Consider the following 12,760-nt stretch of genomic DNA (forward strand, 5'->3'; position numbering starts at 1 on the left):
AAGCAGAAGCACCGGCACGCTCCTAAACAGGCACCGGCGGTCTGGATTTATTGCGGCTACCTTAACCATCGATTGACCTCAGCTAGATCGTCTTCACTGAGCTGCCCCGCCGCGGACTTGAGCCGCAACTGGCTGAGAATAAAGTTGTAGCGCGCCTGCGCCAGGTCGCGCTTGGCGCTGAACAGTTGTTGCTGGGCGTTCAGCACATCGACTCCGGTACGCACGCCCACTTCCTGGCCGAGTTTGGTGGAATCCAGCGAACTTTGGTTCGATACCAGCGCCTGTTCCAGCGCCTTCACCTGCGCCACACCACTGGTCACCCCCAAAAATGCCTGACGAGTGGAATAAATCACGCTGCGACGGGTGTTTTCCAGGTCATGCCGCGTCTTTTCTTCGTTGGCAATCGCTTCACGCACCCGCGATTGCTGGCCGCCGCCTTGATACAAAGGCAGATTAAGCTGAATGCCTATGGTCTTGAGTGTGGTGTCGTTGCCGGTGCCGTTGCCACTGCCGAAAGTTGCGCTGCCGGACGCGGCGGTATTGCTGTAAGTGCCGACCAAATCAACCGTGGGGTAATGTCCGCCGCGGTTGCGGTCAACTTCCTTTTTGGTGAATTCCAGCGCCGCTTCCTGCGCCTTGATTTGCGGGCTGTTGGCTTGCGCCGCCCCCACCCAACGCTCCATGTCATTGGGCTCCGGCAGGCTCAGAGGCAAATCGGTGGCGAGCAACTTGAGCGCCGCAGGCGCACTGCCGATGATTTGCGCCAGCGCCTGCTTCTTTACTTCCAAATCGTTTTGCGCGGCGATTTCCTGTGATACGACCAGATCGTAGCGAGCCTGTGCGTCATTGGTGTCGGTGATGGTTGCCGTACCCACTTCGAAATTGCGCTTGGCGGAAGCCAGCTGCTCGGCAATTGCCGCTTTTTGCGCGGCAGCGAATGCCACATTGTCCTGCGCCGCCAGCACGTCAAAATACGCCTGCGACACCCGCAAAATCAGATCCTGCGCGGCCACATCCAACTGCGCGTCGTTTTGCGCTAGCTGCGATTTCGCTTCCAGGTACTGGTCGATGTTTTGCTTGCGAAACAGCGGCTGGGTCAGCGAAATGGTGATTCCGTTGGTGTTGAAGGCACGCGGACCACCTTGCAGCACCGACGGTCCGCGCAGTTGCGTATTGACGTCGTTGTATATGGTATTGCCGGAAAGATTGACGCTCGGCAACAGCAGCGCGCGTCCTTGCGGCAATTTCTCCTGCCCGGCCTGCCAGGTTGCGCGCGCCGAAGCGTAAACCGCATCCTGGGCCAGCGCCTGCCGGTAAATTTCGAGCAAATCGGCGGCGCGCGCCGGAAAGCTCGACATCATGCTTATGAATAACAGTATTGGGTAGCGATTCATGGTAGCGTCCTAATTGTTAAATGTTCATCTTGACATCCGTTTTTTCCCGCGGCTGCGGATTCCCTCCAGCAAAATATCCAAATGCATGTCCAGGTAGCGCGTAACGTTGAGTGCCTTGCGTTCATAAGGTTGCAGCGAATGCTGCCAGATCAGCAGCAGCACGATGGGCGCAATCGCGATGCGTAAGACATAATTGACATCCATTTTGCGAAATTCGCCGCTGTCCATCCCTCGCTGCAGGGCGCGCGCGCAAATGCGCTGCCCGCGGTGGATGACTTCCTTAAGATAAAACCGAGCGAGTTCGGGAAAATTGCCCGACTCGGAAACGACCAGCTTCGGAATACCGCCCAAGGGCGTGGCACCGATGGTTTCCCACCAGCCCCTGGTGATATCTTTGATCAGGTCGCGGGAACTACCGCGGTATTCGTCAATCAAGTGCTCGGCGCGCTCGAGAAAAGGCACCATGCCTTGGCGGATCACCGCCTTGAACAGCTCTTCCTTATTGACGAAATAGAGGTATAGCGTGCCCTTGCTCACTCCGGCGCGGCTCGCCACGTCTTCCAAGCGGGTGGCGCTGAAGCCGCGTTCGATGAAGAGGTCCAGTGCCGCGTGCAACAGTTCGCTCGGGCGCGCCTCCTTGCGCCGCAGCCAGCGGGGTTGCGGCCGCGTTTTTTTGAGCAGGGCGGACATGGGGGAATAAAAATAACTGACCAGTCGGTAATATATGGCCCGGCAAAAAATCTGTCAATCCCGCCCTAAAAGGAAGCGGCGGAATACACGGCGATTGTGATGGTGGGCACCACGCCGGTGGCTGATCGGTGCAGTGGCGGGTGCTTTGGGGGTGGCGGGCTAGCGGCCTTGCGTCTCGATGCTGCGCAAGGTCGCCAGCGATGCCGCGAGATGCGTCCCGCCAAGCTCGACAGCACGTCTTGCGGCCAGCAATGCTTCCTCGCGCCTGCCCTGATCCGCCAGCGTTTGCGCCAGATTATTAAAAGCGGCGGCGGATTCAGGATGCTTGAGGACGGCGCTGCGAAACGCCGCTTCCGCTTCGGTCAGATTTCCCAGCGCATGGTGGATATTGCCCAAGCCGATCAAGGCCACCGGGTTATCCGGCCAGCGGGCGGCTGGGGTTTGATAGGCGCTGCGTGCAGCGTTTAATTGCCCGCTCTTCTCCAAGGCTAATACAGCGGAAAGATAAGCCTGCTCTGACACGCTGGCGGGAAGCTTGTCTGGAGGAAGCGCAAGCATCGCCCAGAAACCGCTGCGCTGCCAAGTGCGCAGAAAAGTATTCAAGGACAGGATCTGCCGCAGTTCTTCGCCCGAGCGCAGAACGATTTCTTGCCGGTCGAGATCATATCCCACCACCACGGCGTAATGCCAAACCGGATACCAGCTTAAACCCAGATTCTGCAGCACAATGACCGGCGCGCCACCCGCCACGTCGGCGAGTAAATCAGGAAAGCCGGAAGACAAAGGATACGCGACAAAACCTTGGCGGCGCGCGCCTGCGAGCATTTCCACTTGCAGGCTGCCTTTGCGCCACGGCAAATACACTTCGGGCTTGAGCTGTTCCGGCGTTGCTTTCGCGCCCGCGGCGTTCAGAGCCATCGCCAGCGCCGCCGGTCCACATTGGTAATCACGCTGCGGGAAAAACGGCACTGCGGTGAGTTCCACCTGCCGCGGCAGATACTCGTTATCAATCCGTGCTTGCGGTGCCGCGCAGGCCGCAAGTCCGAGCAGAATAAAAAAAATGCCCGCTCGAGGAGGATAGCGGGCGGAAAAAACCAGTGGCAATTTCAACGTTTAACCGGCCGGGTAAACGGGAATACCTTGGTGAAACCGAGGATGTCGGTAATCAACAGAACGATGAAAACAATTAATGCGGCGCCGAGTATCTCACCCACCACCCCGCCGGCTGGCAACGAATCGAGCTTCCCGGCCAAGCTTTTCGCTTCGTCATTGGTCAGCGCATTGACCCGTGCTTTGGCCTCGTCGACGCCAACGCCGTATTGCTGCAATTGTGCCTGCACCTCCTGACGATCCAAGAAAGCGCTTATGCGTTCTCTCGCTTCGCTTGTCTGTTCGCCGGAGAACACTTGGTCGGTAGTCACCAGCGCGGCATGGGCCGTCGGCAGTGGCAAGGGCAAAAGGCTCACAATCAATAAAGCGGCAACCCATTGATAAACACGTTTCTGCATTTTTCTTCTTAGCTCATTTGCTCGACAGTTTTTGCTGTGATGGCGGCGCTTGCCACTATTTTATGCATTTTCTTCCTTGCCTGCAGGCTGGCCAGTCCCGTTGCCACCGGTATCAGCACTGGAATTCTCGCGCCACCCAGCACATCGCCCAGCCTCACCCCGAGCAGACCGGCGATTTTGCCCCAGCCCTTGCCGTCCTTTTTCAATTGCAAAATCCCGGGCAACCTCACCGCGCCGCCGGACAAGGGGCTTACGATTTTTCCGCCCACCAGCGCGGCCTGCAGCTGATGCGGCGACGGCTCGGCTATGCCCTGCCCCGCCAATTGCTGCCGCACCAGGGCCAGTGCAATTGCGACATTGCTGTAGCCCATCATGCGGCCGGTAGGCGGCAGGAAGCTCGCAGCCCCGCCGTTTCCAGCCGCGCAGGTCAGGGTGATGGGAACACCGTCGCGCAAACCTTCAACCAGGCTGCGCGCATTGCAATCGGAACCGGCAAGCATCCTGTACTCGGCGGAAAGCCGTGAATAAGTGCTCGACTCCGCATGGCTTCTCATCCAGGCTTGCGATGCCGACAGCCGTTCGTGCCTCTCCACCGTAGCGGGGCCAGGCAGAGCCATAGCCGCTAATGCTTTTTTGTTGCCTCCGAAAAGTAGCAAAAAATTAGAGAAGAGCTCCGTTTTGCTTTTCGATTCCATTTTTACTCTCCTTTCACACTCAGCACGCTCATTGAGCAACAGCCATGCCACTGGGAACTTGCCCTGATAAAACATAGAGATAAATCCAATCAAAAGAAGGCACAGGCGGCTTAAGCCATGAAAGATGTCGGGTGGTCACGACGCCGGCTCATCAGACATATCATAATATTTTGATTATTAACAACTTTTTATTGTCGTGCGAGGACGACAGGAAAGACGTTAAGCACAGGCTGCAATGAAGCGGGTCATCGCCTCGAGTGTGGTGGCATGCTGATTGCGATGTGGGGAATGTCGGCACTTGGTAAACATGAGCACCTCGACTCGCGCCCCGACCGCGGCATCAACAACCTCCCGGTGGATTACGAGTACGTGCGGTTGAGCTGAAACGCCGGCTCGTCCGCTACCGCGGTACACAGCGTTTTCTCCCTTGCCACACAGGGGTTCGGATCCTCATGAAAGAATTTAGTTATAACCAAAGATCAAAAATTACTTTGTAAATTTCGGGAAGCCTCAAGTATGATTAAAAATAAGTTCAAAAAACTTGGTGGCCGCGGGGATAAAACCGCAATGACGAAACCACCACGCTGGAGGATCCCTTCAATATGAACCAAACCATACAAGGTATCAGTGAAGACTGGCTGTCGGTCTGGATCGGCCTGCTCGTCTTCGTGCTTGCGCTGGGAGTGCTGGTTGGAGCCGACACTTTGGGGTGGGTTGTCACCACCGGCGTCTGGACCGACATCTCCAAAGCCCTGGCGCCTGTTTCCAAAACCTACACAAGCGTTGGAGGGTTAGGCGCCCTTGTTGCCACTTACCTGTCTCTGCTGGTGGTGCTCACGCTGGGCGCAGCGGCGCTCAAAGCCGACATCAAGCGATTCGCACTTGGTTTCACCGCGGTGTTCTGGATCAGTTATCTGTGCTGGATCGCCGGGAGCTATGCCAATTTTGCAGTGACCACCCCGGCCGAGATGCAGAAATTCGGTATCAGCTGGTCGCTGAAGCTCACCAACGAAGGCGGATTCATCGTGGCGCTGATCGCCGGCCTGGTGGTCGGGAACTTCCTTCCCGGATTGGCAAATTGGATGAAAGAAGCGGTCCGGCCCGAGTGGTACATCAAGACCGCGATCGTCATTCTCGGCGGTTTCCTTGGAATTATCGCGGCTGAAAAGCTGAGCCTGGCGACATCTCTGATGTTCCGCGGCCTCGCCGCCATCATCGAGGCTTACCTGATTTATTGGGCGGTGGTCTACTTTGTGGCGCGCAAGTGGTTCAAGCTCAGCCGCGAATGGGCGGCTCCTCTCGCTTCCGGCATTTCCATCTGCGGCGTATCTGCGGCAATCGCTACCGGCAGCGCGATCCGCGCCCGTCCGGTGGTCCCGATCATGGTGGCCTCGCTGGTCGTGATCTTCTCCGTGGTCGAGCTGCTCATCCTGCCGTTTCTGGCGCAAGCCTTTCTATCCCACGAACCCATGGTGGCCGGCGCGTGGATGGGGCTCGCGGTTAAGACCGATGGCGCAGCGGTGGCCAGCGGTGCGATTACGGAATCGCTGATCCTCGCGAGCGCAGCGGCACAGGGGATCAACTACCAGAAGGGCTGGATACTCGGCACCACTGCGACGGTCAAGGTTTTCATCGACATCTTCATCGGCATCTGGGCATTCATACTTGCCTACATCTGGACCACCCACATCAACGTGCGGGAAGGCGACAAGGCGAAGGTCAGGGAGATCTGGGAGCGCTTTCCGAAATTCATCATCGGCTACCTCGTGACTTTCGTGCTGATTCTGGTCATGGCGCTGGGGTCTGCGCCTGAGATTACGACGAAGATCAAGTCGGCGATGGGCGAAGCCAATACCTTCCGCAGCATCTTTTTCGTTATGACGTTTTTCACGATTGGCGTGATGTCCAACTTCAGAAAGCTTTGGGAGGAAGGCATCGGCAAGCTAGCGACGGTGTATCTGCTCTGCTTGTTCGGTTTCGTCATCTGGGTGGGCTTGGTGATTTCCTTTCTCTTTTTCGCTGGCGTGAAACCACCATTGGTAACGGGCTAATCGCGAGGTACGAAAACCATGGAACAGCAACCGAAGATCGGCGAGGAAATGCAAAAGATGCCCTACGAGCCTCTTTTACCCATCGAAAAGAAACTGATTGGATGGAGCTTGGGAACGGGTGTCGTGCTGTTGGCGATTCTGGTCTTTATCAGCTACACCTTCTTCCCGGCTGGAGGATAGGGCAGGCAACGACATAGTTCGGCTTCCTTATGGTCCCAAGCTCCGCCAAGTCAGGGAGTGTCTCTGTTTACGCAATCTCGACCCCGCTGCTGCCCGGCCTGAAACTACGCGCCTGCATGCTGATCTGAGTACCGCGCTTTCGGATCCCGCTGTCCGCTTCAAACTCGCTGCAATGAGTCCGGCTGCCGCCACTAAATTTTCCGGTCAGCGCATCTTTCATGGCCGCGGCCAGCGTCCACGCCCCCAAAATCCGGGTCACCTACCAGCGCACCGACAAGGTAGAAGTAATTGACCATCGATACAGCATCGCGTCAAAGCAATAAATTATATACTATTATTAGTAATCAATGCATAACAATTACATCTTCTAGTATTTTCTGAGCTTCGCGTAGAATCGTTTCAGTCGTTGGCCAGTCTATGCACGGATCGGTCACCGAAACGCCGTACTTGAGTTGAGAGCGGTCGGCGGGGATCGGCTGGTTCCCCGCCTCGATGTTGCTTTCAATCATGAAGCCGATGATGGAACGGTTGCCCGCACGTATTTGCTCCACGCAATCGCGCAGCACAACCGGCTGCAAGCGATAGTCCTTGTTGGAATTGGCATGGCTGCAATCCACCATGATGTTGCCGGGCAGCTGATTCGCAGCCAGTTCCTTTTCGCACTGCCTGATGCTCTCAATGTCGTAATTCGGCTTGGCGCCGCCGCGCAACACCATATGCGCGTAACGGTTCCCCCGCGTGCGAATCACGGCGCAGCATCCGCTCTTGTCGATGCCCAGAAAACTGTGCGGATGGGACACCGAAAGAAGAGCGTTAATTGCCACCTTGAAGCTGCCGTCGGTGCTGTTTTTGAAACCGACCGGCGATGAAAGTCCGCTCGCCATTTCGCGGTGAGTTTGCGATTCCGTGGTGCGCGCGCCTATCGCTGTCCAGGTAATCAAGTCGGACAGATACTGCGGCACGATGGGATCAAGCGCTTCGGTCCCGGCGGGCAGACCCATTTCCGCCAAATCGAGCAGGAGCTTGCGCGCCTTTTGCAAACCCTCCTCGATCTTGAATGAATCGTCCATCTCCGGATCGTTGATGAACCCTTTCCAGCCCACGGTGGTGCGCGGCTTCTCAAAATACACCCGCATCACGATAAACAGCGTGGCGGCAATCTCGTCAGCGAGTTTCTTGAGGCGTTGCGCATAATCGTGAGCCGCCTCGAGATCGTGGATCGAGCACGGTCCCACCACCACCAGCGATCGCCGATCTTCACGATCCAGAATACGTTGTACAGCGCGCCGCCCTTCCAGGACCGTTTGCCGCGCGCGTTTGGTCAGCGGCAGCCGCTTTCTGATTTCATCAGGCGTAAGCAGCAGTTGCTGGGACAGGACATTAACGTTATCGACCCTGATGGGTTCCCTCACAACTGACTTATTTTGTTTGACGGTATGTCGCGTCATCGCAGAATGGAAATGTGTTTAATTGATCAAGGGCAAAATTATATTATTATTGTAACGCCGCTAGCCTCAAGTAAGCCAACTTCGAATCTCTGTGCCGGTAACGGCCATAGTGTGGGTATCGCCTTTATCTCTTGTCCGGAGTAGGATTATGTTACTCCCATCCTTGGTAAACCTCCTTGAACTTCGCTACGATCAAGACCGCCTGTTCGAGCTGCAACCTGCGTGAGTTGTGCCTGCCGGTCGGGCTGTCACAGAGCGAGCTGGAGCAGCTGGACGAGCTGGTTTATGTGCACCGTCGCTGCAAACGTAACACCTGCCTTTATTGCGTCGGCGACCGCTTTGATGCCATCTATGCCGTACGTACCGGCTTTTTCAAAACATGCCTTGGTCACGAAGATGGTCAAATGCAAGTGATGGGATTCCACATGGCCGGGGAAATCATCGGGTTGGATGGAATCAACACCGACCGGTACACCTGTGATGCTGTCGCTCTCGAAGACAGCGAGGTTTGCGTCATCCCCTACCCCCGATTCGAGGAAATCAGCCATCAAGTCCAGGCACTGCAACATCATTTCAGCAAGATCTTGAGCCGCGAAATCGAGCAAGATCATCGCGCGATGTTGTTGCTCGGATCAATGCGTGCGGAAGAACGCCTGGCGGCATTTTTACTCAATCTCTCGCAGCGCTTTGCCGCTCGCGGTTACTCGGCCAATGAATTCAACCTGCGCATGACACGGGAGGAAATCGGCAGCTACCTTGGACTTACATTGGAATCGGTGAGCCGGTTGTTCTCAAAATTCCATGAGGACAGGTTGCTCAGTGTGCGCAACAAGCAAATCCGCATCACCAATCCACATGGTTTACAGCAGCTTTCCGGCCACGCGCAAGGCCGCGCCGCCTGACTTCTACTACTGAATAATACGGATCAGTGAAACCTTGAACCGCTTGGGAGCCAAATTTCTGTTTATTTGCAGTAGTAAACCGTCGGGCGTGAAGTGCCGGGGATCGTAGGCAAACGATAGCGCTGGTGTCTCTAGTGAGATGCGCACTGTTCCCAAGTCAACCCCTAGCACTTTTTTAACTACTCCAGTAATTTCCTTCTCGGCTGCCGTACTTAAACCCGGCATGCCGACAATTTCCGCATACGCAACGGCATGACCCATACTGACTGCCTTGGCGATCACTTGATGATCATAGGTAGCAGCGATCTTATCTTCTATGCAATAGCCGCAGGCAAAAGCAGCAGGAAGACAAACCGAAAATAAAATGCCAAGGCAAGCATGCCGAATTCTCATGGCTGTTTCCTCTGTTCCGTACTCACGTGCTCGTCCGCCCAGTGAAAATACTTGATGTATTGTTTGATTTCCGCATCACTTAAGTTCTGGTTCGGCATCGGCACTTTGTATTCCTTGAGCATCGCTTTTGCGTATTCATCGCTTGCCAGCACTACTTCAGGCGACTTGAGCCACTGCGCCAGCCAGGCGTCTGAGCGGCGGCGAGTGACGCCAAATAGATCCGGCCCCAGCTTTCGTCCCTGTCCCAGGGAGTGGCAGGCCAAGCATTTGCTTTCAAAATCAAGCTTGCCTTTTACCGCCTCGGATTCAGTAGGTGTATTTGTGGCCGAAATATTGTGGTGTTCGATATCTTTCACCGCACTCCTAACGCTTGCGTCAATCAGGCCTATAGCCCCTTGAGATGCATTGGCGAAATGATGGTCAACCATAATGTAAGACCCGGCCTCAGGCACAACAAACTCGACAATGGCACTGTTGCTTGAGCCGAGCAGAACGGTCTGCATGCCGCGCATCTGGTTGTCAGGATTTCCTTCCAGCCACACCCGGTCAAATATTGTTCCCACCACATGGAAGCTGGAGGTGTTGCTTGGCCCCACATTCAAAACGAACAGCCTGACGCGCTCGCCCGGCTTCGCCGGCAGCGGGTTTTTCACCATGCCGTTGTACACGCCGTTAAACACGGTATAGGTTGAAGCCTTGTTACGCAGCCTGTCGCCATCCAGTACGTGCAGGACCTGCCCCTCCAGCTTTTTACCTTCCGGGTCGGGCTTGATGTAAAACTCGCTTTGAATAATGATGTATTCACGATCCACCTTGGTGGGATAGCCATTACGCGGTTCGACAATCACCGCGCCGTACATGCCCGAGGCGATATGCTCCAGTATCATTGGCGTGCCGCAGTGATACATGAACACGCCAGGATAATTGGGCGTGAATTCAAAGCTGATGGTCTGACCCGGCGCGATTGACCGGTATTTATCCTGAGGTGAGACCATTGCCGCATGAAAATCCATGGAATGCATCATTGGCGCAGCGAAAACCGGCACGCCTGGGATCGCCTCGTCGCTTCGATTGGTCATACTGAAGCGAATTTTGTCGCCAACGCGTGCGCGCAGGGTCGGCCCCGGCACTTGATTGCCAAACGTCCACGCGCTGAATTTCACGCCCGGCGCAATTTCAATAACCTTGTGCGTGGTGTCGATTTGTATGGTCTTGACCGGCGACGGATCAAGAGGCTTGATTGCCGCATCCATGCTCAGCGCACTGCCCGAGGCAAACGCGCCGTTATGTCGCTGGCTGGAAATCGATGCCGCTGCCGGTTTGAGATCCATTCTGGAGGCATCGTAGTCATCATGCGGCGAACCGCAACCGAATACCCCCAACAGAAGTGAAGTTACGCACAATCGGATAAGTTTGATCATTACGGTGGCCTCCTTCATGTTTTCCGCCCGTACTGCTGCCATTACACTATGCGAACGCTAACGGAACACTACCACGGGAATCTTCGAATGGGTAAGCACCTTCTGCGTCTCGCTGCCAACAAGCAACGCCGCAATTCCTTTGCGTCCGTGGGATGCCATAAAAATGGCATCACAGCCGCGCTTTTTTGCCGCTTCAGTGATGCCGAGATAAGGCGCGTCCGCCTTTTGCACGACCCCCGTGTAGTCCACTCCTGCCGCTTTGGCTTCCTTCTCGATTTCCGTCAAGTATTTTTCACCTGCCTCGCGCATCTTTTCATCGAAATGCTTCACGGTCTCGGCTTCCGGCGCGTCGTAACCCGAGAAAGCGTATTGCTGAAACGACGGGTACGAATGAAAACCCGTCACCCTTGCGCTCATGGATTTCGCGAACCGAACACCCGCTTTCACTGCCTTTTTCGATAAATTCGATCCGTCAGTAGGAATAAGAATGTGCTTGAACATGGCCTTTTTCCTCTCGCTGTTTACCTACCAAACATGGCTAAAACCGGCTTGTGGTGCTCGTGAAATAATGAGTGCTAATTACACAAGCCTAAGCTTGATGTTATGCCGGCCAATAAAAGAAACATTGATCTAGATCAAAAGTTGTGTACAAGCGATGAAAAACACTAAATTACAAGACGCCATGCTATTAGCAGGCTCAAGGACGAATACGAAGGAGTCTCTAAAACGGCTATCCTGGAACTACCGTTCCAGACAGGGAAATTGCAAGCTATGCCTTATCAAGCGCTTGCTCGAGAGTCTGCCAGGCAAGAGTCGCGCAGTTAATGCGCGAAGGAAATTCGCGCACTGCCGCCAGAACGGAAAGATCGTCAGTCAGAGAAGAACTGTCAGGTTGGGTTTGCGCAAGTAATCGCGAGAAACGCTGAAAGATGGATTTTGCCTCGTTTTTATTCTTGCCTTTCACGCTTTCGGTCATGATCGAAGCCGAAGCCATGGAAATGCCGCAGCACGAACACTGAAAACCAATATCTTCGATGATGTCCCCGTGCATTTTGAGATAAATGCTGAGGACGTCACCACACAGCGGATTGGAACCTTGCGCTTCGCGGTCCGCTTCCTCCAGCTTGTGGTAATTGCGGGCATTCTTGATGTGATCCATGATCACATCGTCGTAGAGTTTGTTGATATCTGTCATGTTGAACGTTTTTCCCGCTTGCCGTAAAAACAAAAAGGGTTACTAAACGTAACCCCCTTTGTATTCTGGCGCGCCCGGCAGGAATTGAACCCGCGACCCCTTGGTTCGTAGCCAAGTACTCTATCCAACTGAGCTACGGGCGCTTGTCTCGTTGCTACTAGGCCGGCCACTTCACCTGGCGGCCTGTTTTTCTGAATAGCGGGAATTATATCAATCCAGCGGGGGGGCTCAGTCTAGAACAAACCCTTCTCTGGCGCAATATTTTCTGCAAATCGGGAAAAGCCGAGAAAAACTGCATCACCAAGGTTGCACCAGCATGCTTTCCCCGGTGGAAAGCCCCTTTCAGGCCGTTATATATACCGAGTCCCTCGTTAAAAAGCATGGAATTAATCAGAACCTGGCAGATCAATTAGCTATGCTTATGTACCCATTCGATCACGCCTGACAGACTGCGAAACTCTTCTACCGAGCGGACAGTTAACCCCGGATAAAAATCCCGCGCCATCCGTGCGAGCCGATAACCTGGTCCAAGCTCCAGAAACACCTTGCAACCCATCTCAACGGCGGCTTCCATACAGGCGATCCAATCGATCGGCGTCGAAATCTGGCACGAAAGCTTTTCAATAGCTCTGGCGCGGCCGCGAACCGGCAAGCTATCAATTCCTGCCAGCACAGGCACCGTAGGTGCGGCCAGCGCGGACCTTCGCAACTCTGCTTCGAATCCTTTGCTGGCCGCAGCCAGCAGCGAGGTATGAGCCGCCACACCTACCGGCAGAAGGTTAACTAAAACAGCGCGTGCCTCGGCGGCTGTCTTAATGTGTTCGATAGCGGATAACGAACCGCCTATCACGTAGCGATCATGGCCGCTGAAAATCGCGATTTC

15 protein-coding genes and 1 tRNA gene are annotated in these 12,760 nt (G+C 55.0%); 3 read left to right on the forward strand and 13 right to left on the reverse strand.

Annotated features, from left to right (window positions below; translation table 11 throughout):
* Positions 1-56 precede the first annotated feature (56 nt).
* The 5 genes from VHE58_00105 to VHE58_00125 all read right to left on the reverse strand — a co-directional run bounded on the left by VHE58_00105 (position 57) and on the right by VHE58_00125 (position 4,209).
* A complete protein-coding gene (locus tag VHE58_00105) occupies positions 57-1,394 on the reverse strand; it encodes a TolC family outer membrane protein (GenBank protein ID HVS25713.1) in 1,338 nt (445 codons plus the stop codon).
* A gap of 24 nt (positions 1,395-1,418) precedes the next feature.
* A complete protein-coding gene (locus tag VHE58_00110; GenBank protein ID HVS25714.1) occupies positions 1,419-2,084 on the reverse strand; it encodes a TetR/AcrR family transcriptional regulator in 666 nt (221 codons plus the stop codon).
* 159 nt (positions 2,085-2,243) lie between these two features.
* Entirely contained in the window at positions 2,244-3,194 is a 951-nt protein-coding gene (locus VHE58_00115) for a PA2778 family cysteine peptidase (protein HVS25715.1), read from the reverse strand.
* Positions 3,191-3,592 (reverse strand): PA2779 family protein, encoded by a 402-nt coding sequence (locus tag VHE58_00120; protein ID HVS25716.1) that lies wholly within the window; start codon positions 3,590-3,592, stop codon positions 3,191-3,193. The genes VHE58_00115 and VHE58_00120 overlap by 4 nt, the downstream gene beginning before the upstream one ends.
* A gap of 8 nt (positions 3,593-3,600) precedes the next feature.
* Positions 3,601-4,209, reverse strand: a complete 609-nt coding sequence (locus VHE58_00125; protein HVS25717.1) for a hypothetical protein — start codon at positions 4,207-4,209, stop codon at positions 3,601-3,603.
* 680 nt (positions 4,210-4,889) lie between these two features.
* Here VHE58_00125 and VHE58_00130 point away from each other — a divergent pair.
* Positions 4,890-6,338: a putative sulfate exporter family transporter gene (locus tag VHE58_00130; protein ID HVS25718.1), complete on the forward strand. Its 1,449-nt coding sequence runs from the start codon at positions 4,890-4,892 to the stop codon at positions 6,336-6,338.
* Between the two features lie 18 nt (positions 6,339-6,356).
* Entirely contained in the window at positions 6,357-6,518 is a 162-nt protein-coding gene (locus VHE58_00135; GenBank protein HVS25719.1) for a hypothetical protein, read from the forward strand.
* 67 nt (positions 6,519-6,585) lie between these two features.
* Here the strand turns inward: VHE58_00135 and VHE58_00140 are convergent, their stop codons facing one another.
* Both VHE58_00140 and VHE58_00145 read right to left on the reverse strand, forming a co-directional pair.
* Positions 6,586-6,738, reverse strand: coding sequence for a hypothetical protein (locus VHE58_00140; GenBank protein HVS25720.1), 153 nt, complete (start codon positions 6,736-6,738; stop codon positions 6,586-6,588).
* Between the two features lie 124 nt (positions 6,739-6,862).
* On the reverse strand, positions 6,863-7,930 hold the full coding sequence (locus tag VHE58_00145; protein ID HVS25721.1) for a 3-deoxy-7-phosphoheptulonate synthase: 1,068 nt from the start codon (positions 7,928-7,930) through the stop codon (positions 6,863-6,865).
* 212 nt (positions 7,931-8,142) lie between these two features.
* Between VHE58_00145 and fnr the strand changes: the two genes are divergently transcribed.
* Positions 8,143-8,868, forward strand: coding sequence for a fumarate/nitrate reduction transcriptional regulator Fnr (gene fnr / locus VHE58_00150; protein ID HVS25722.1), 726 nt, complete (start codon positions 8,143-8,145; stop codon positions 8,866-8,868).
* Between the two features lie 6 nt (positions 8,869-8,874).
* Here the strand turns inward: fnr and VHE58_00155 are convergent, their stop codons facing one another.
* From VHE58_00155 to VHE58_00180, 6 genes are all read right to left on the reverse strand, one after another.
* Positions 8,875-9,261, reverse strand: a complete 387-nt coding sequence (locus VHE58_00155) for a hypothetical protein (GenBank protein HVS25723.1) — start codon at positions 9,259-9,261, stop codon at positions 8,875-8,877.
* A complete protein-coding gene (locus VHE58_00160; GenBank protein ID HVS25724.1) occupies positions 9,258-10,682 on the reverse strand; it encodes a multicopper oxidase domain-containing protein in 1,425 nt (474 codons plus the stop codon). Before VHE58_00160 ends, VHE58_00155 begins: the two co-directional genes overlap by 4 nt.
* Before the next feature lie 57 nt (positions 10,683-10,739).
* Positions 10,740-11,183, reverse strand: coding sequence for a universal stress protein (locus VHE58_00165; protein HVS25725.1), 444 nt, complete (start codon positions 11,181-11,183; stop codon positions 10,740-10,742).
* A 268-nt stretch (positions 11,184-11,451) separates the two neighbouring features.
* Positions 11,452-11,877: an SUF system NifU family Fe-S cluster assembly protein gene (locus VHE58_00170; protein HVS25726.1), complete on the reverse strand. Its 426-nt coding sequence runs from the start codon at positions 11,875-11,877 to the stop codon at positions 11,452-11,454.
* Positions 11,878-11,943: 66 nt separating this feature from the next.
* Positions 11,944-12,020, reverse strand: a tRNA-Arg gene (locus VHE58_00175).
* Between the two features lie 266 nt (positions 12,021-12,286).
* Positions 12,287-12,727, reverse strand: a complete 441-nt coding sequence (locus tag VHE58_00180; protein ID HVS25727.1) for a hypothetical protein — start codon at positions 12,725-12,727, stop codon at positions 12,287-12,289.
* Positions 12,728-12,760: the final 33 nt, after the last annotated feature.

Source organism: Burkholderiales bacterium (assembly GCA_035543335.1).
Classification (GTDB): domain Bacteria; phylum Pseudomonadota; class Gammaproteobacteria; order Burkholderiales; family JAHFRG01; genus JAHFRG01.

Coding starts and splice junctions, on each gene's coding strand:
- VHE58_00155 (HVS25723.1), bottom strand. CDS start 9,261: ATGAGAATTCGGCATGCTTGCCTTGGCATTTTATTTTCGGTTTGTCTT.
- VHE58_00165 (HVS25725.1), bottom strand. CDS start 11,183: ATGTTCAAGCACATTCTTATTCCTACTGACGGATCGAATTTATCGAAA.
- VHE58_00105 (HVS25713.1), bottom strand. CDS start 1,394: ATGAATCGCTACCCAATACTGTTATTCATAAGCATGATGTCGAGCTTT.
- VHE58_00170 (HVS25726.1), bottom strand. CDS start 11,877: ATGACAGATATCAACAAACTCTACGACGATGTGATCATGGATCACATC.
- VHE58_00110 (HVS25714.1), bottom strand. CDS start 2,084: ATGTCCGCCCTGCTCAAAAAAACGCGGCCGCAACCCCGCTGGCTGCGG.
- VHE58_00160 (HVS25724.1), bottom strand. CDS start 10,682: ATGATCAAACTTATCCGATTGTGCGTAACTTCACTTCTGTTGGGGGTA.
- VHE58_00135 (HVS25719.1), top strand. CDS start 6,357: ATGGAACAGCAACCGAAGATCGGCGAGGAAATGCAAAAGATGCCCTAC.
- VHE58_00130 (HVS25718.1), top strand. CDS start 4,890: ATGAACCAAACCATACAAGGTATCAGTGAAGACTGGCTGTCGGTCTGG.
- VHE58_00120 (HVS25716.1), bottom strand. CDS start 3,592: ATGCAGAAACGTGTTTATCAATGGGTTGCCGCTTTATTGATTGTGAGC.
- VHE58_00140 (HVS25720.1), bottom strand. CDS start 6,738: ATGAAAGATGCGCTGACCGGAAAATTTAGTGGCGGCAGCCGGACTCAT.
- VHE58_00125 (HVS25717.1), bottom strand. CDS start 4,209: ATGGCTCTGCCTGGCCCCGCTACGGTGGAGAGGCACGAACGGCTGTCG.